Source organism: Prevotella sp. SGI.167, assembly GCF_050313615.1.
Lineage (GTDB): Bacteria > Bacteroidota > Bacteroidia > Bacteroidales > Bacteroidaceae > Prevotella.
The window spans coordinates 109,517-126,935 of the sequence record NZ_JBNPLT010000007.1 but is presented as its reverse complement, the minus strand read 5'-3'; the positions used below and the strand labels follow the sequence as shown (position 1 = coordinate 126,935).

Sequence of the window (17,419 nt, the reverse complement as noted above, 5' to 3'; positions counted from 1 at the left end):
GCATCTCTTCTGCGTTCATATAGATAATACATATCTCGCACGTATATATAATAATGTATAAGCTAAGAAACTCTTTTCTGATAGGAATATTGATGTCCATGATTCTGGCTGGTTGTCAGGAGCAGGTGGAGCATACGGCAGCTGCTATCCATGCTAAGGATTCGGTTGCCATGATGACGTCGTATGGTGTCAATACCCTTATCAGTGATTCCGGAGTGATCAAATATCGTATTGTGACTGAGCGATGGGAAGTAAATACCAATCGCAATCCTTCCCGTTGGATTTTCAATAAGGGACTTCTGCTCGAACAGTTTGACGAGAAGTTTCATATCAATAGCTATATCCAGTGTGATACAGCCTATTATTTTGATCAGCAGCGTGTTTGGAAATTATATGGTCGAGTGAGAATTCTGACCAAGGATGGCTTGCGCTTCAGCAGCGAACAGCTTACCTGGGACGAGAACAGACACGAGATTTCCAGCAATGTATTCAGTAAGTTAATCACACCGGAGCGTACCCTTCAGGGTACCCATTTCTGGAGTGATGAGAAGATGACTCGCTATTTTGTCAGCAATTCGAAAGGTAGTTTTGAAAAGGGTGACTTTGGCGGAAATGATTCTGGAGCTGCTCCTGCTCCAGGTGATTCTACTGCTGCACCTATCCGCCAGCAGGCTACACCTGTTAGGGCGACGACTATCCCTATCATGCATTAAATTATAGAATAAATGGAACAGGTTGATTTAAGTCTTATCGTTGGTATAATCATTACGATGGTTTTCTCTGCTTTCTTCAGTGGTATGGAGATTGCCTTTGTTTCCTCCAACCGTATGTTGGCGGAAATGGATAAGGAGAAAAACGGTCTTACGCAACGTTTGATTTCTTTATTTTATAACCATCCTAACGGCTTCGTCAGCACGATGCTGGTGGGCAATAATATTGCCCTCGTCGTGTATGGTATTCTGATAGCCAGACTGTTTGATAATACAATCTTCAGCGGGATGGATGCGGCCTTTACGGTGCCGGCTGATACCATTCTTTCTACCTTGATCGTCTTGTTTACTGGCGAGTTCTTGCCCAAGACTCTTTTCAAGGCCAATCCTAACCGCCTGCTAGCCATCTTCAGTCCCATAGCCTATCTATGCTATGTGGTTTTGTGGCCGATAAGCAAGTTCAGTACCTTCTTGAGCAAGGTTCTGCTTCGCCTGGTGGGCATGAAGATGGATACTGAATCGGGAGATGAGGGCTTTTCCAAGGTGGATCTTGACTATTTGGTTCAGTCGAGCATTGATAATGCTACCAATGAAGATGAAATTAATGATGAAGTCAAGATATTTCAGAATGCGCTCGACTTCAGCGATACTAAAGTACGTGACTGTATGGTTCCACGTACAGAAATCCAGGCAGTAGAGAAGAATACGTCTTTGGAGGAATTGCGTCAGAAATTCATAGAAAGCGGTAACTCGAAAATCATTGTATATGAGGAGGATATAGATCATATCATCGGCTATATCCATAGCTCGGAACTCTTCCATAATCCTGTGAAATGGCAGGATCATGTGCGCACTTTGCCTTTTGTTCCTGAAACGATGCAGGCGCAGAAGCTGATGCAGACTTTCCTTCAGCAGAAGAAGTCGCTCGGTGTGGTAGTAGATGAGTTCGGCGGTACCAGCGGTCTGGTGAGTCTGGAGGATATCGTAGAGGAAATCTTTGGCGATATTGAGGATGAGCATGATGCAGAAAAGTATGTTGCCAAGCAGACGGATGATGGGGATTACCTGTTGTCAGCTCGACTGGAAATTGATAAGGTGAACGAGAAGTTTAATCTCGATTTGCCTGAGAGTGATGACTATATGACCGTGGGTGGCTTGATACTTCATGAGTATCAGAGTTTTCCTAAGTTGAACGAAGTCATTAAGTTCAATCACTTTGAGTTTAAGATAATCAAGTCTACTTCTCGTAAAATAGAGTTGGTTAAACTTCATATTTTAGGTTAAAACTGAGCTTCGGCTCAGTTTTTTTTATGTTTTTCGTTATCAGTTTTAAAAAAGCTAATGAAAAATTCCCTATTCTCGTTTATTTTTTGTAATTTTGCAGACAATTGGCTAGTTTTAAGGATTTGAGAATCCTCATCATTCTTATGGCGATGCTAACTTAATAATAAGAAAATAAAAATAAAATAAAAATTAAAAACGTAATGGCAGCATTAGGAACAATTAGAAAAAGAGGCGTCATTCTGGTATGTATTATCAGTTTTGGCCTTTTCGCCTTCATTGCCGAAGAAGCTTTCCGTTCATGTGATTCTGCAAAGAACAATGAGCGTCAGCAGATTGGTGAGGTATATGGCGAGAAAATCAGCGTGCAGGAATTCCAGAAGCTCGTTGATGAGTACACAGAAGTTATTAAAATGCAACAGGGTCAGGAGAATCTTCCTGAGCAGCAGATGAATCAGATTAAGGACATGGTGTGGAACACTTATGTTCAGAATCAGATGATTGCTAAGGAAGCTGGCAAGCTCGGCTTGACAGTTACTGACGCTGAGCTTCAGGACATCTTGAAGACTGGTACCAACCCAATGCTTCAGCAGACTCCTTTCGTTAACCAGCAGACTGGTCGTTTCGATGTATCTGCTCTCCAGAAGTTCTTGGCTGATTATAAGACTCAGAAGGCTAACCCAGCCAACGCTCAGTTGATGGATCAGTATACCAAGATTTACAACTACTGGTCATTCATCGAGAAGACTCTTCGCCAGCAAACTTTGGCTCAGAAGTATCAGGCTCTTCTTGCTCACTGCTTCATTTCAAATCCTGTAGAGGCTAAGATGGCTTTCAAGGAGGAGAATGAGGAGAGCCAGATTCAGTTGGCTGCTTTCCCTTATTCTGATATCCAGGACGATAAGGTAAAGGTTGAGGAGAGTGATTTGAAGGCTAAGTATGATGAGTTGAAGGCTCGTTTCAAGCAGCCTGTTGAGACTCGTGACATCAAGTATGTAGACATCGAGGTGATGGCTTCTGCTGCTGACCGTGCAGCTCTCAACAAGGATTTCGCTGGTTTCCAGACACAGCTCGCTGCTGCAGCTGATCCTGCAGAGGTTGTTCGTAAGGCTGCTTCTACTGTATCTTATCTTGGTATTCCTGTCAGCAAGGAGGCTTATCCTTCTGATATCGCAGCTGTTTTGGATTCTATGGCAGTAGGTTCAACTTCTGCTGTAAAGGCTAATACTGCTGATAATACTTTGAACATCGTTAAGTTGGTTAGCAAGCAGCAGTTGCCAGACTCAGTACAGTATCGCGTAATCCAGGTAGCTGCTAATTCTGTAGCTGAGGCTAAGACCAAGGCAGACTCTATCCAGGGTGCTATCGCTGGCGGTGCTGATTTCGAGGTTATCGCTAAGAAGTACGGTCAGACTGGTGAGAAGGCTTGGATGACAACAAAGCAGTATGAGTATGCTCAGACTATGGACAAGGACAACAAGGCGTTCATCAATACATTGAATACAGCTTCTGTCAACTCTCTTAACCAGCTCCAGTTGGGTCAGGGTTACGTAGTTCTTCAGGTTCTTGACCGCAAGGCAATGGTTAACAAGTATGTTGCTGCAGTCATCAAGAAGACTATTGATTTCTCACAGGGCACATATCGTACAGCTTACAACAAGTTCTCTAGCTTCGTTAGCGGCAACCAGGCTTCTGCTGATTTGTTGAAGAATGCTGCTGGCAATGGTTACAAGGTTCAGGAGTTGAAGGATATGACAACAGCTTCTCATTATGTAGCTAATATCCATTCAACCCGTGAGGCATTGAAGTGGATCTTCGAGGCTAAGGAAGGTGAAGTTTCTCCTCTCTATGAGTGTGGCGACAACAACCACCTTTTGGTTGTAGTACTTAACAAGATTCATCGCATTGGTTACCGCGACTTGAGCGATCCTGATGTAAAGGAGATGGTAAAGGCTGAGGTTATCAAGGACAAGAAGGCTGAACAGTTGATGGCTAAGGTAAACGGCGTAAAGAGCATCGCAGCTGCTAAGGCTAAGGGTGGTAAGATTTCTTCTGTAAACCAGATTACTTTCGCAGCTCCTACATTCATTGCAGCAACTGGTGCTAGCGAGCCTGCTCTTTCTGGTGCTGTTTCTGCAACAAAGAAGGGTGCTTTCTCTGCACATGCTGTTAAGGGTAATGCTGGTGTTTACCTCTTCCAGGTTACTAACAAGTCTAACCGTCCTGTTAAGTTCGATGAGAAGACATACGAGCAGAAGTGTCGTCAGAAGTCTATGCAGTATGCTGGTAACTTCATGAACGAGCTTTATATGAAGGCTCACGTAGTGGACAACCGCTACTTGTTCTTCTAAAGAATAAAAAAATCATTTAGTAAATCAATAATAGGGGATATACCATTCATCAGGTATATCCCTTTTTCTTTTGAGTGTTCTTTGACGTTGATGGCTTTCCTTATACCGTATAGGACTTTGTTCTTTCTGAGTAACAGTTTCTTTTCTCTCAGAATGGCTTTCCTTTTATACAGAGATAGTCTTTCGGTTAGATAGGAAAAGTTGTCGTTTTATATAGGTATAGTTCTTCTAGAAGCTAGCTCTCTCGTCCGCACATCAGCTGTTATGCACCCGCACAACAGCTGTTGTGCGGTCGTCTGACAGCTGATGTGCGCTTGTCTTCCATCTGTTGTGAGATAAAAAGACAGCGGGTGTATCAACTTAAAGAGTGATACACCCGCTGTCATATTTTGGACTTGGTTGGAACTGTTGGATTATCCGCGACTCCACCAGTGTTTCTTTTTAGGAGTCTCCTGCTCTGCGCAGTATTTCTGCTTTAATACTCTGCGGTAGTTGGTATGGTTGGTGATAATCTGATAAATCTCTCCCCAGTCTGGCAGTCCACCGATACCACGGTCGTCGATAAACCAGTCTGCCTTCAGCTTTCTAGAGAAGTGATTGTTGTTCTCGAGACTTTCTTCCGGATAGTCCTTGTTGACAGCCCAGAATTCAACTCCACGCTCTCTGCACCATTCTACAGCCTCATCCAGGAGCTTGCCTTCGCGTACGCTCCAGAGAATGAGTTTGTGGTGGTCTTTTATCAACATCTTCAATGTTTCTGTTGCGAAAGGTAACTCTGTACCAATCTTTGGGTACTCATGGGTTACGATAGTACCGTCAAAATCTACTGCTATTGTTGCCATAGTCTTTATATCTTTTAATCTAAAAGAGTCTTCCTATAAAAAATATAGAAAGACTCTCTTTATATAAATAGTTTAATGATTCAATATTCAATTACTTCTTGATACTTGTGTCGTTGGCATTGCCGTAATGACTGTTGCTATAGTTGCCGTAGCTACCATACTGTCCGTAAGTTCCATACTTTCCATACTTTCCGTATGAACCATAGCTTCCATAGTTACCATACTTGCCATATTTGCCATATTTGCCCACTCCGTAGTAGAAACTGTGCTTCTTCTTGGAGAGGTCGACACCGTTGAGAACCATACACATGTTAGGCAACTTTTTCTCGGCGTTCAAACCGTTGATCATACCGAAGCTTGCCTTTGGAGTATAGTCTGCACGGCAAACATATACGCAGAGGTCTGCCAGACGACCGAGCTGCAAACTATCATTTACCAGACCCACAGGAGCCGTATCGAGAATGATATAGTCGTAATGCTGCTTCAGCTGGTTGATGATGTCGTCAAGACTTGCTCTTGTTACCAACTCACCTGGATTAGGAGGTACAGGACCAGCCATCAGAAGGTCGAGCTTGCTGTTTACGCCAGATGAGAGAATCTGGTTCTGGATGTCTTCCCAAGAGTTGTGGTCTCGTACAATCAGGTTGGTGATACCGTTATGGTGGTTGTCTATCTGGAACAACTCAGCCAGACGCGGCTTACGGATGTCAAGACCCACCATGATGACCTTCTTGCCTAACAAGGCGAGGGAGATACCGATGTTTGAAGCTACGAATGTCTTTCCTTCGCCTGAAGTAGAAGAGGTAAACATTATCACCTTCTCATCGCTCTTCAGTATAAACTGAATATTGGTACGTAAGCCTCGGAAGATTTCCTCCATCAGGTTGTTGACATTCTGGTGAACCACAATGTCAGCCTTTCCTTCCTTCTTGGCAGCATCACTGGCAACAGGGATGTCTGCTATGACTGGAATCTGTGTCAACTTAATGACATCTTCATGACCTTCAATCTTGTACTTGAAGAACTCAATAAGGAAGAGGATGCCTGCAGGAATTGCCAAGCCGAGAACCAATGCTATGAGCATGATGATTGAGCTCTTTGGGCTCACCTTGCCGATAAAGGAAGGTGCATCGATGATCTTGCCCTTATCTGCTGTTGCAGCCAGGGAGATAGAGTTCTCTTCTCGTTTCTCAAGCAGCATGAGGTAAAGACCAGACTTTACTTCCTGTTGGCGGCCAATCTGTGTCAGAACTCTTTCCTGCTCTGGTGAGTTGCCGATTTGTCCTGCATATTCTGCAGCCTGCTTAGCGATGCTGTTGCGCTGTATCTCCATGCCCAGCTTAGCTTGTCTCATGGCACGTTTGATAGATGTTGTGAGTGCATCCAACTGTGCGGTCAGAGGAGTTACTGTAGGAGAAGTCTCGCTGGCTGCATGCAAGGCGTTGTTGCGATCCAGGGCTATTTTGTTGTACTGGTTGATGAGTTCTGTTGAACTTTCATCAGTCAAACCTACGTTGGATGGGATAGGCTGATATTTGTTACCTGGCTCGTTCATGTACTTACCAAGCTCGTTCAGCAATTCTACCTGGGTATTGGCATCCTGAAGCTTTTGAGCATAAGCGTCAGAGTTTGCGATGGTAGCTGTGGCGTTCAGCTTCATCTCAATCACCTTGTTGCGCTTCTTGTAGCTTTCGAGCTGTCCTTCAGTATTGCCCAGCTCCGCATTGATCTTTTGCAAACGGTTGTTGATGAATTGCTCTGTGCGGTAGGCAATTTCGTTCTTGTCTTCGTTTGCCTGACGGTTGTAAACCTTGAGGAGTGTATTCAGATAGTCTAAAGCTCTCTGAGGGTTTTCGTCGTTCAATACGAGTTCTGCAATCGTTGTAGTCTTAGATGTCTGACTGATAGTCAGGTTCTTTGTATACTCCTTGGCAGCCATTTCCGGAGAGACAATGACAGCTTTCAGTACTTCTCCATCTTCCAGTTTGTAAATCTTGCTAGGAGTAAAGGTCAGCGTACCCACTCTTGTGCTGATAGTTGCTGGCAGACGGTCGAAAGTCTTCTCAAATTCACTGGTCTCTTTTTCGAAAGAGAAAGCATCAATAGGTAAATTGTATGTACCCTTGACGTGATACTTTGTACCTTCCTTTTCGATGCTGAGCTTGATAGGAGCGTTCAGCTTCTTGAGATGTGGCAGATCCAGGTCTACTGATACTTCCTGCTCTTTATATACCAGAGGGTCCTTGAAAGCGCTCTTATGATAGTAGTTAACGTATATTTTCATATCGTGAACTGCGAGTTGAGCCAAGTCATGAGCCGACAAAATCTCAATCTCGTTATCAATACCATTAGAGTTTGACATAAAGCCGAGGTTGGCAGCACTTTGAATCATGCTACTACCCAAACTACCTCTGCGTTTGCTGTCATCATCGTCTTTAATGAGTACCTTGGTAGATGCTTGATAGGCTGGAGTAGCATATCTCAGGTAAAGATAGCCTAAGCCCAGGCAAACGATAAGAGAGAGTACGAACCATTTCCAGTTGAGAATCAGATTTGTATAAATCAACTGAAAGTCAATGGCAGATTTCTCTTCCTGTTCCTGAACTGCGCCTTCTAATTGTAAGTTCTTGTTCTCTTCCATTATTCTTTTAATGTTGTTATTTGAATTATACCTTATTATATATTATCCCAACCACTTCTATGAAAGTGGCAAGAATACTGATAGATTCATTTTTATTATTTGCCCAAAGCTAGTTCCTGCAAATATTTTCCATATCCGTTCTTTTGCATAGGTTCTGCAAGTTTCAACAGCTGTTCTTTGTTAATCCAACCTTGTTTAAATGCAATTTCTTCCAGACATGCTACTTTCAGTCCCTGTCTCTTTTCGATCACTTCAATGAACGTACTTGCTTCTGACAAACTGTCGTGAGTACCGGTGTCCAACCAGGCGAAACCTCTTTGGAGAGTTCTTACTTTAAGTGTGTTGTCTGACAAGTAATGTTGGTTGACAGTAGTAATCTCCAGCTCGCCACGTGCACTTGGCTTGATATGCTTGGCAACATCTACCACACTGTTAGGGTAGAAGTAGAGTCCTACAACCGCATAATTGCTTTTTGGATGTTTGGGTTTTTCCTCAATACTGAGGCAATTGCCTTCTTTGTCAAACTCAGCAACACCGTATCTTTCCGGATCATTGACATAATAGCCGAAGACACTTGCCAATCCTTCTTCTGTAGCTTTTACGCTGGCTTTGAGAAGTCCGGTAAATCCGGCACCGTAAAATATGTTGTCGCCTAATACCAGGCAGACATTATCATTGCCGATGAATTTCTCACCGATAATAAAAGCCTGTGCCAATCCATCTGGAGATGGTTGTTCTGCGTATTCGAAATGTACTCCTAAATCGCTTCCGTCTCCAAGGAGACGTTTAAAACCAGGTAAGTCGAATGGTGTTGAAATAATAAGAATATCCTTGATTCCAGCCAGCATCAAAACTGATACCGGATAGTATATCATCGGTTTGTCGAATATGGGAATCAACTGTTTGCTGATTCCTTTAGTGATTGGATAAAGTCTGGTGCCAGACCCGCCTGCTAAAACTATTCCCTTCATATATCTTCTCTGTTGGAACACAAATATTAATTAACGTGGCAAAGGTACTAAAAATAATTGAAACTTGAATAGAAAAATAGATAAAATCGTTGTTTTTCCAAGAAAAAACATATTTATGAAGAAAAAACGCCCCTTTGATTTTGATATTTAGTGATTTTATTGTATTTTTGCAGAACAATTGAAAACATTAAAGTATAAAACGAAATAAGAATGGGAATATTTTCAAAACTATTCAGTCATAAAAATGACGATAAGAAAGTAGGTGGAATGGAAGATTACATGACGCTGGTCCGTGTATACTTCCAGGCTGCATTGGCTTCTCAATTAGGTATTACTAATCTGGCAATGTTGCCAGACTTGCGAGTGTTCAAGACCAGTTTGCATGTTCCAACTGTAAACAATCGTCTTGGTATCGGCGAGAAGGCGCAGGTTAAGAAAATGATGAAGAATATCTATGATACTGATGATTCTTTCTTCAAGGAGATTGATTCTAGTATCCGTAAGAACTGTCAGAAACTGCAGGATGTGAATGTGTATCTCATCCAGTTCCAGAACTTCACCCAGGATTTGATGATGCTGATGGGCAACTTGATGAAGTTCAAGCTGCGCTTGCCTAGCTTTATGAAAAATTCTTTATACAAGTTGACAGCAAAGACTGTAGATGATATCTTCAACAAGAATGATTACAGCGATGCCAGCACATTGAAGACTGTGTTCCAGTTGCGCCAATTCAACAAGCGATTAGCTTTCAGCCAGCAGTGGGTGACAGATTTTGCTTTCCAGGTATTGATGCTTGCAAAGAAGGAGCCACGTCCATCTGATGAAGATGTTGAAAAGGCAAAGCAAAAGATGGGAAAGTAAGTAAATCCCTTTAAATTTTAAAAAATATAGTAGAAAATTTGTTTTTTTCAAATTATTCTCTTAAATTTGTAGCCAAAAACAAAAAAGCATGAGTGCAAATGAGAAAACAATCAATACGTTTGCCACGAGAGTAAGGCAGATGATTCTCAAGTTTGACGAGGTCAAGCAGGAGAATACGGAGCTTTATGCCATGGTGGATGAGCGTGATGCCAAAATAAAGGAATTGGAGGATAAGTTGACTCAGGCGCAGCATGATTACGACAGTTTGAAGATGGCGAAGATGATGACGATTTCTGATGCAGATATTGAAACTACTCAGAAACGTATCGCCAAGCTTATCCGAGATGTCAATAAATGTATTACGCTACTGAGCGATAAATAATCGGACCGATGGTAGATCAAACACAAGACAAGTTACAGATTAGGTTACATGTCTATGATACTGACCTCTCGGTAAGAATACCTAGAGAGGATGAGGAGTATTATCGTAAATCTGCAAAATTGATTGACGATATAGTGAATTCATATACAAAAATCTATAAAGGCCGTAAGAGCGACAAGGAGATTTTGTATATGGCACTACTTGATGTGGCGCTGAGATATGAAAAGGAAGAGGGTAAGAATGACACCCAGCCTTATAATGAGATTCTTGAGAAGTTGACTGCCGAGATAGAAGACGCTCTGAAATAATAAGCAGCTAACTTTGAGTGAATTTTAATAAATATATATAAATAATGATGGTAACAATTATAGCAGCCTTAGTCGGTCTCTGCCTTGGTGGAGCGGTGGGCTTTTTCATTTTCCGTTATGTTATCAAGGGAAAATATAATGAAATGATTGATACTGCCAATAAAGAGGCAGAAGTATTAAAGGAGAAAAAACTTCTCGAAGTGAAAGAGAAGTTCCTCAATAAGAAAGCTGAGTTGGAGAAGGAAGTGCAGCAGCGCAATTCCCGTATTCAGCAGAGTGAGAATAAACTTAAACAGCGCGAAATCTCTCTCAACCAGCGTCAGGAGGATCTCGGTCGTCGCAAGCAGGAGGTTGATCAGTATCAGCAGCGTGTTGATAATGAAAAGAAACTTCTCACTGTCAAGCAGCAGGAACTAGAGAAGATGCAGAAGCAGGAGCAGGCTAAGCTGGAAGAACTTTCCGGATTGAGCGCTGAGGAAGCTAAGAATCGTCTCGTGGAGAGTTTGAAGGATCAGGCGCGTCTTGATGCTGCCAGCTATATCAATGAAATTATTGATGATGCTAAGCTGAATGCTAACCAGCAGGCTAAGAAAATCGTTATCCAGACTATCCAGCGCGTGGCTACGGAGACTGCTATCGAGAACTCTGTCAGTGTATTCCATATTGATAACGATGAGGTGAAGGGCCGTATCATCGGTCGTGAAGGTCGTAATATCCGTGCATTGGAGGCTGCTACCGGTGTAGAAATCGTAGTGGATGATACTCCTGAGGCTATCGTTATTTCTGCTTTCGATCCAGTGCGTCGTGAGGTTTGCCGTCTGGCTCTCCATCAGTTGGTTGCTGACGGTCGTATTCACCCAGCCCGTATCGAGGAGGTAGTTGCCAAGGTGAAGAAGCAGTTGGAGAATGAGATTATCGAGACTGGTAAGCGTACTGCTATTGACCTCGGCATCCATGGCTTGCATCCTGAGTTGATTCGCATCGTAGGTAAGATGAAGTATCGTTCTTCTTATGGTCAGAACCTTTTGCAGCATGCTCGTGAAACTGCTAATCTCTGTGCTGTCATGGCTTCTGAGTTGGGCTTGAATCCTAAGAAGGCTAAGCGTGCCGGTCTTTTGCACGATATTGGCAAGGTACCTGATGAGGAGAGCGAGTTGCCACACGCATTGTATGGTGCCAAGATAGCTGAGAAGTATAAGGAAAAGCCAGATATCTGTAATGCCATTGGTGCTCACCATGATGAGATGGAGATGAACACCTTGTTGGCTCCTATCGTTCAGGTATGTGATGCTATCTCTGGTGCCCGTCCTGGTGCACGTCGTGAGATTGTTGAGGCTTACATCAAGCGTTTGAACGATCTGGAGGCAATTGCCATGAGTTATCCTGGTGTAACCAAGACTTATGCTATCCAGGCTGGTCGTGAGCTTCGTGTTATCGTTGGTGCAGACAAGATGACTGATGAGCAGAGTATCAAGCTCTCAGACGAGATTGCTACCAAGATTCAGAATGAGATGACTTATCCTGGTCAGGTTAAGATTACCGTCATTCGTGAGACACGTAGCGTAGCTTACGCTAAGTAATTTTTGAGAATATTGAAGTTTAAATTGTCGTTTCCTTACCGTTGGTTGGGGAATGTATCTTGATAAAGCCGTGCTCTTTTTATAGGGTACGGCTTTTTTTTCTAAATAATATGATAAAGGCAGAACAGAAAGTATTAAAGCGTTTCAACAAGGGCTGTGTGGATTATCATCTTCTGGAAGATGGTGATCGCATTCTCATTGCTTTGAGTGGCGGTAAGGATTCCCTGGAACTGGTTAGGCTGCTGGCTCAGCGTGCCCGTATCTTCAAACCGCATATAGAAGTGGAAGCAGCTCATATCATCATGGATAATATTCCTTACGAGACTGACCGCTCTTATCTTCAGGATTTCTGTGATGAGAATGGCATCCGGCTCCATATTCTGCACAGTTCTTTCGATGAATCCACCGATCCCCGCAAGACCCGTTGCTTCCTCTGTGCCTGGAACCGACGCAAGACGCTCTTCGAGTTTGCTGTAAATAATGGTTTTAACAAGATAGCCTTGGCCCATCACATGGATGATATCCTCGTCACCCTGCTGATGAATATCACCTTCGAGGGTTCTCATTCCACCATGCAGCCCAGTCTTCCTTTAAAACATTATCCGCTCACCATCATCCGCCCCCTTTGTCTGGTGCATGAGGCGGATATCCGTCAGGTGGCAGAAGAGTTGCATTTCACTAAGCAGAAGACGTTGTGTCCTTACGAAGAGACTACCCGCCGTTCGGATATGCAAGCCATCTTCCAGCAGTTGGAGCAGTTGAATCCCGAAGCCCGCTACAGTCTTTGGCGATCTGTTTTTGTGGAATAAAATATGGTAGAAGAAGCAATCAAAAACGAAAGTAGTTGCATGAGTACATGCAACTACTTTCATTGGACAATGCATTAGGCTTCATTTGCCATTGAAGCCTATTGCATTTTTTTATGCATATGAGTGCATACCCGTAAGGAAGTAATTTACTCCGAAGTATGTCATGGCAATGCTCATGAAAGCCAGGGTGATATAGATGTGATACACCAGCGGCTTGCGGAAGACCGGCAAGCTTTGTGTATGTACCACCACGGCATAAATCATGAAGGTGATGAGTGCCCATGTCTCCTTGCTATCCCAACTCCAATAGTTTCCCCAGCTGACATTCGCCCAGATGGCACCGATGAAAATGCCGAATCCCATAGTTGTTAGGGCAGGGTAGAGGAAAAGACGGCTCAAATCCCGCATTCTTTCCCGGCGGGAACGCCAGCAGATGCCCAGAATACCACAGAGACAGGTGAGTATCAGAAGTACATAACTCATCATGATGACACTGACGTGCACGCAGAAATAAGGACTGTTTAATATCGGTGCACGCTCACCTGTAGAAAAATCGATGTGGCTGAAATGATAAATCAGGAAGATGAATCCTATTTCTACAAGACAGAATACGACCATTAAAAGATTTCTGAACTGCTGATATGAACGCTTGAGCAGCTTCCTGTATCCACCCTTTGTATCTAGAAGTATCCAGATCAGTGAAACGAAAAGCAGGAAATAGCCACAATACGTTACCGGAATACCGAAAGGGTCGGAATTGATGGCAAGAACGCTTCCCATCTCATCCTCGTCATAGGATGCCTGATAGAACCGGTAAGAGCCGTGGGTATAGATTTTATTGAGCGATACCTTTGCCTCCTCCATCTCATTGCCATCCGTTACTCTGAATTGCGAGGAATAATCCTTGATATTGTTCGTGCCTTCATATAGATGGATGTCAAACTTCTGAAGACTCAGAGTGAAAGGCAGTTTTCTCTGCTTGATACCTTCTCCTGGATTGTTGGAAAAATAAATATCCGAAGGTTCTCCGATGCGAAGATGCATCATTCCCTGCTTGCCGTTGACATGTGTGATGAAGGCACCAGCGAGGATGATGACGAAGGAAAGATGGAGCGCCCAGGTAGAAACAGCTTTCACCTTTCGCTGGATGATATAGAAAATGCCCAGTGCGGCTAGTGCTGCCCAAATCAGGATAAACCACCAGGTTCCATAATAATGGGCATGGACATAATCCGTGCCTTCTATTTTCTCTACGATGCTGGCTACTGCCATGCATACGAGTATCAGTATGTAGAGGATGAATAATATCTTTTTAATCATTGTTCGTTTTGAAATCTTTCTAGTGTAATCTTGCTGCAAAATTACGATATAATTCTGAGATAAGCAAACTTATCCAGATGTTTTTTAGTCATACATTTTAAAACAGCCAGGTATCTGGATAAGGTACCTGGCTGCCTGATATTCTTAATTGATAAGATGATTTTAAATAGAACGCAGGAACTTGACCACAGCATCACGCTCACTCTTAGGTGCCTTGTAGAAGTTCATGGCTGCACTGTAGGCATGACTCTTCTTGCTGTAGCAGTGCCACATGATGGCTTCCACCTCGTTGCGGGCACGGCAGTCGTGCAGGCGGTCTTCGGCACCTGTATTCACGTAGCTCAAGCCACGGCCCCAGAGTGGAGTGGTGCGGCACCATGATCCGTGGATGTCGTTCATCATATAGAGCTTGTGCTGAACGAAATCAGAATATGGATAGATGGTCTGATTCTGATAGCGAGGCAACTTCTTGTCGGCAAGATATTTGGATGTTACGTAGTTGTCATCACCTGTCTTCCAAGATGGCTTGTGACAGCTGGCGCATCCCCAACTCATGAAGAGTTTTTTGCCCTCCTGTACCTGCTTGTCGTTCAGGTTGCGGGCACGAGGCACGGCAAGACCACGATGCCATACCATGAAGTCATAGTAATCCTTGTCGCTCATCTCTTCCTCGCCATTGTAAGGAGCACCATTCAATAGGTATTTCTCGAAAGTAGCTGACTTGGCTGCATTGTTACAGCTCAGAATCTCGTTTACTCTCTCCTTGATACCTTCGTCAGTTCCATCTGCATAGTATGGGTGGAGTACAGAAGATTCGTCAGCACCATGCTTCTTGATATAACTGATTACTTCTGGGTCTTCGCTCTGATACTTTGCCCAAGCTGGACTGGTATAGAGGTAATGACGGTCGGAACGTGTTACGTTGGTGATGTTCTATATGGCATTGGCACCTGCTCCATCCTGCAGGGAAGCACGGGTCATGGCATAGGTAAACTTCTTCACCTTCTTGGTTCCATCTGCCAAAGTGTACCAGGCACCTGAAGCCCAATCATTCTTTGCCTTGTCCCACATGCCTGGATTCAACTCTACGTGTTCCGCCTCATTCTGATAAACTTTCTGCTGCGTAAGCCTTTCCGTCAGCGGTAGTACCTGCTGTAGGGTGATAAATTACGAGCAGATAGCCGTTGCCGAACAGGTCTGCCTGATACTGGTTCTGGACCTTACCATGACCATAGTTAGGATGGCAGTGGATACAACTGCTGCGAACCCATGCTGGGCCAAGACCCTTACGTGGAGCCTCTGTGATGGTATTCTGCCTTTACTACAATCTGTTTTACTGGATAGTAATTGATACCAACTGCCATACGCTGTACGTTTGTGTAGTCGTATGATGTATTTTTGGTTTTGGAAGCGTATGGATTATAGTGCTCATAACGGCCAAAGAGATACAGCTTCTGGTTGTCCTGACGGAGTTTTTCAATTTGTGAGAAAACATTGTAGCCAGCCTCGATTCCGTATGCAAAAGCATTCTTGCTGACAAATGCTGAGTGATGGAATGGAGAGAGACCATTTAGACGATTAGTAAAGTACTTCAACTGTTTTGCATCACTCAGGTAACCATAGTCTGCCTGACCGCGTACAATCCAGTTATAATTATTGTATGTGAAGTCGATGGCTCCGATAGCTACCACACCTTTGTACTTAGATTCTGCTCCATCCTTGTTGTTTGGGTAAGAGTTGCCGATGGCATGACCATAGTATCCGCTCAGACCGATGCGTAAGCCCTTGATGCAGTAGTTGTCGATGCGCTTGCCGTTTACATGCTGCATCACACTATCGGCAGCCACAGTTTGTGCACTTGCCGTTGCCAAACCGGCAACCAGGGCAGCGGACATCAATCCAATTCTTAAACTGTTCATCTTTATTATTTTGAATTTATTGTTATCGTATAATCCTTAGTATAATAAAGAAAAGAGCGCAGATGTCTGTTTGCGGTCTCGACACTTTAGAGGCCTAGTATCTCCTTAAAGCCCAATAGCTTAATAAGGAATTACGCAGCTCTGCCGCTCGGGAGTGGCAATCATCACTGCGCTCTTTCTCGATTTCGGGTGCAAAGGTACGGAGTTTTAAAAAATCTTGCAATACCTAAAAATCGGTAAACTGTGGCATCCCCATTTCTAGGTATTGCGAGTTTCAAAACTTTTTAGTATATTTGCAGCCGAAATAGAAACATTATGAATGTTCTTGATACAAGGATGTTTTCATTTAAGGATAAAAGAAGATGAAAAATCAGAAGATGTATGAAGCTGACGACAAGATGATCAGCATCATTAGAGACAATTACAATATCTTGCAGAGCCTCGGTAGCTTCGGCATCAACCTGGGCTTTGGCGACAAGACTGTGCGTGAAGTTTGCGACGAGCAGAAGGTGGATACCTATACTTTCCTGTCCGTGGTAAACCTGACGATTAATGGTTACAAGGAGTATGACAATGCCGACCGCCTGTCGCTGCCGACCCTCTTGCATTATCTCAAAGCATCGCATGCCTATTACATAGATTTCCAGTTGCCGTTGATCCGTAAGGAACTGGTTGAAGCGCTGGATGAAAAGGATAATCTGGCACGCCTTATCCTCAAGCTTTATGATGATTATGCCCATAGCATCACCAATCACATGAAGTATGAGGAAAAGATGGTATTTCCTTATGTTCAGACACTTATCGATGGTAATGCCAGTGCGAACTTCGATATAGAGACCTTCTCGAAGCATCATGCTCAGGTGGACTTAAAGTTGAAGGAGTTGAAGAGCATCATCATCAAGTATCTGCCTTCGGATGGACTGCATAACAACCAGCTGAGTGCTACCCTCTATGATATATATAACAATGAGGTATGGTTGAAGCATCACTCTGAGGTGGAGGAAGAAATCTTTATTCCTGCCGTGAGAAATGCTGAACTTAAATTGAAGCAGAATGATGTGAGTGCAAAGATTTCGAACATGATTAACCAGACACCGATGAGCGATGAACAGTTGAGCGATCGTGAGAAAGATGTGATTGTAGCCTTGGTTCAGGGTATGACCAATAAGGAGATTGCGGATCATCTTTTTATATCTATCAACACGGTAATCACTCACCGCAGAAATATCGCCCGAAAGCTTCAGATTCATTCTCCTGCAGGCTTGACAATTTATGCCATCGTGAACAATCTGGTTGACATTTCTACTGTGAAACTCTAGTTTTTCCTTAGGAACAGTCATCATTGAAATGTTATTTTTTATAAAATGATAGTGCCTTCCCCACAAGCTGTGAGGAAGGCACTATCATTATATTTAAGTATGTGAAATCTTGTCGTCACCATTTA

At 43.4% G+C, this 17,419-nt stretch carries 14 protein-coding genes and 1 pseudogene; 9 read left to right on the top strand and 6 right to left on the bottom strand.

Features of this window, described 5'->3' with window-relative positions; genetic code table 11:
* Positions 1-53 precede the first annotated feature (53 nt).
* From lptC to ACQRBJ_RS05760, 3 genes are all read left to right on the top strand, one after another.
* Complete coding sequence (gene lptC / locus ACQRBJ_RS05770; protein WP_295346286.1) at positions 54-713, top strand: LPS export ABC transporter periplasmic protein LptC; 660 nt, start codon at positions 54-56, stop codon at positions 711-713.
* A 12-nt stretch (positions 714-725) separates the two neighbouring features.
* A complete protein-coding gene (locus ACQRBJ_RS05765; protein ID WP_294971474.1) occupies positions 726-1,994 on the top strand; it encodes a hemolysin family protein in 1,269 nt (422 codons plus the stop codon).
* 200 nt (positions 1,995-2,194) lie between these two features.
* A complete protein-coding gene (locus ACQRBJ_RS05760; RefSeq protein ID WP_441936786.1) occupies positions 2,195-4,342 on the top strand; it encodes a peptidylprolyl isomerase in 2,148 nt (715 codons plus the stop codon).
* Between the two features lie 413 nt (positions 4,343-4,755).
* On the opposite strand, the gene ACQRBJ_RS05755 is transcribed toward ACQRBJ_RS05760, so the two are convergent.
* The 3 genes from ACQRBJ_RS05755 to rfbA all read right to left on the bottom strand — a co-directional run bounded on the left by ACQRBJ_RS05755 (position 4,756) and on the right by rfbA (position 8,796).
* Positions 4,756-5,184 carry a BT0820 family HAD-type phosphatase gene (locus ACQRBJ_RS05755; protein ID WP_295346283.1) on the bottom strand — a complete coding sequence of 143 codons (429 nt, stop codon included), beginning with the start codon at positions 5,182-5,184 and terminating at the stop codon, positions 4,756-4,758.
* 91 nt (positions 5,185-5,275) lie between these two features.
* Positions 5,276-7,825, bottom strand: a complete 2,550-nt coding sequence (locus ACQRBJ_RS05750; RefSeq protein WP_445303063.1) for a GumC family protein — start codon at positions 7,823-7,825, stop codon at positions 5,276-5,278.
* Positions 7,826-7,920: 95 nt separating this feature from the next.
* Positions 7,921-8,796, bottom strand: a complete 876-nt coding sequence (gene rfbA, locus ACQRBJ_RS05745; RefSeq protein WP_153125842.1) for a glucose-1-phosphate thymidylyltransferase RfbA — start codon at positions 8,794-8,796, stop codon at positions 7,921-7,923.
* 210 nt (positions 8,797-9,006) lie between these two features.
* Here rfbA and ACQRBJ_RS05740 point away from each other — a divergent pair, with 210 nt between their 5' ends.
* The 5 genes from ACQRBJ_RS05740 (at position 9,007) to ACQRBJ_RS05720 (ending at position 12,736) form a co-directional block, all read left to right on the top strand.
* Positions 9,007-9,657 (top strand): hypothetical protein, encoded by a 651-nt coding sequence (locus ACQRBJ_RS05740; RefSeq protein WP_217760389.1) that lies wholly within the window; start codon positions 9,007-9,009, stop codon positions 9,655-9,657.
* Positions 9,658-9,745: 88 nt separating this feature from the next.
* A complete protein-coding gene (locus tag ACQRBJ_RS05735) occupies positions 9,746-10,039 on the top strand; it encodes a hypothetical protein (protein WP_153125846.1) in 294 nt (97 codons plus the stop codon).
* A gap of 8 nt (positions 10,040-10,047) precedes the next feature.
* On the top strand, positions 10,048-10,347 hold the full coding sequence (locus ACQRBJ_RS05730; protein WP_218415721.1) for a cell division protein ZapA: 300 nt from the start codon (positions 10,048-10,050) through the stop codon (positions 10,345-10,347).
* Positions 10,348-10,391: 44 nt separating this feature from the next.
* Entirely contained in the window at positions 10,392-11,927 is a 1,536-nt protein-coding gene (rny, locus tag ACQRBJ_RS05725; protein WP_294971458.1) for a ribonuclease Y, read from the top strand.
* 110 nt (positions 11,928-12,037) lie between these two features.
* Positions 12,038-12,736 (top strand): tRNA 2-thiocytidine biosynthesis TtcA family protein, encoded by a 699-nt coding sequence (locus ACQRBJ_RS05720; RefSeq protein WP_445303062.1) that lies wholly within the window; start codon positions 12,038-12,040, stop codon positions 12,734-12,736.
* A 111-nt stretch (positions 12,737-12,847) separates the two neighbouring features.
* On the opposite strand, the gene ccsA is transcribed toward ACQRBJ_RS05720, so the two are convergent.
* The 3 genes and pseudogenes from ccsA to ACQRBJ_RS05705 form a co-directional block, all read right to left on the bottom strand.
* The gene (gene ccsA / locus ACQRBJ_RS05715; protein ID WP_445303061.1) at positions 12,848-14,056 is read right to left on the bottom strand and encodes a cytochrome c biogenesis protein CcsA; all 1,209 of its coding nucleotides are present in this window, start codon (positions 14,054-14,056) and stop codon (positions 12,848-12,850) included.
* A gap of 162 nt (positions 14,057-14,218) precedes the next feature.
* A pseudogene (locus tag ACQRBJ_RS05710) lies at positions 14,219-15,365 on the bottom strand (di-heme oxidoredictase family protein); the annotation flags it as partial.
* Positions 15,343-15,975 (bottom strand): hypothetical protein, encoded by a 633-nt coding sequence (locus tag ACQRBJ_RS05705; protein WP_445303060.1) that lies wholly within the window; start codon positions 15,973-15,975, stop codon positions 15,343-15,345. The pseudogene ACQRBJ_RS05710 and the gene ACQRBJ_RS05705, both read right to left, overlap by 23 nt.
* Positions 15,976-16,337: 362 nt before the next feature.
* On the opposite strand from ACQRBJ_RS05705, the gene ACQRBJ_RS05700 reads away from it, so the two are divergent.
* Positions 16,338-17,294 carry a LuxR C-terminal-related transcriptional regulator gene (locus tag ACQRBJ_RS05700; protein ID WP_294972030.1) on the top strand — a complete coding sequence of 319 codons (957 nt, stop codon included), beginning with the start codon at positions 16,338-16,340 and terminating at the stop codon, positions 17,292-17,294.
* Positions 17,295-17,419 lie beyond the last annotated feature (125 nt).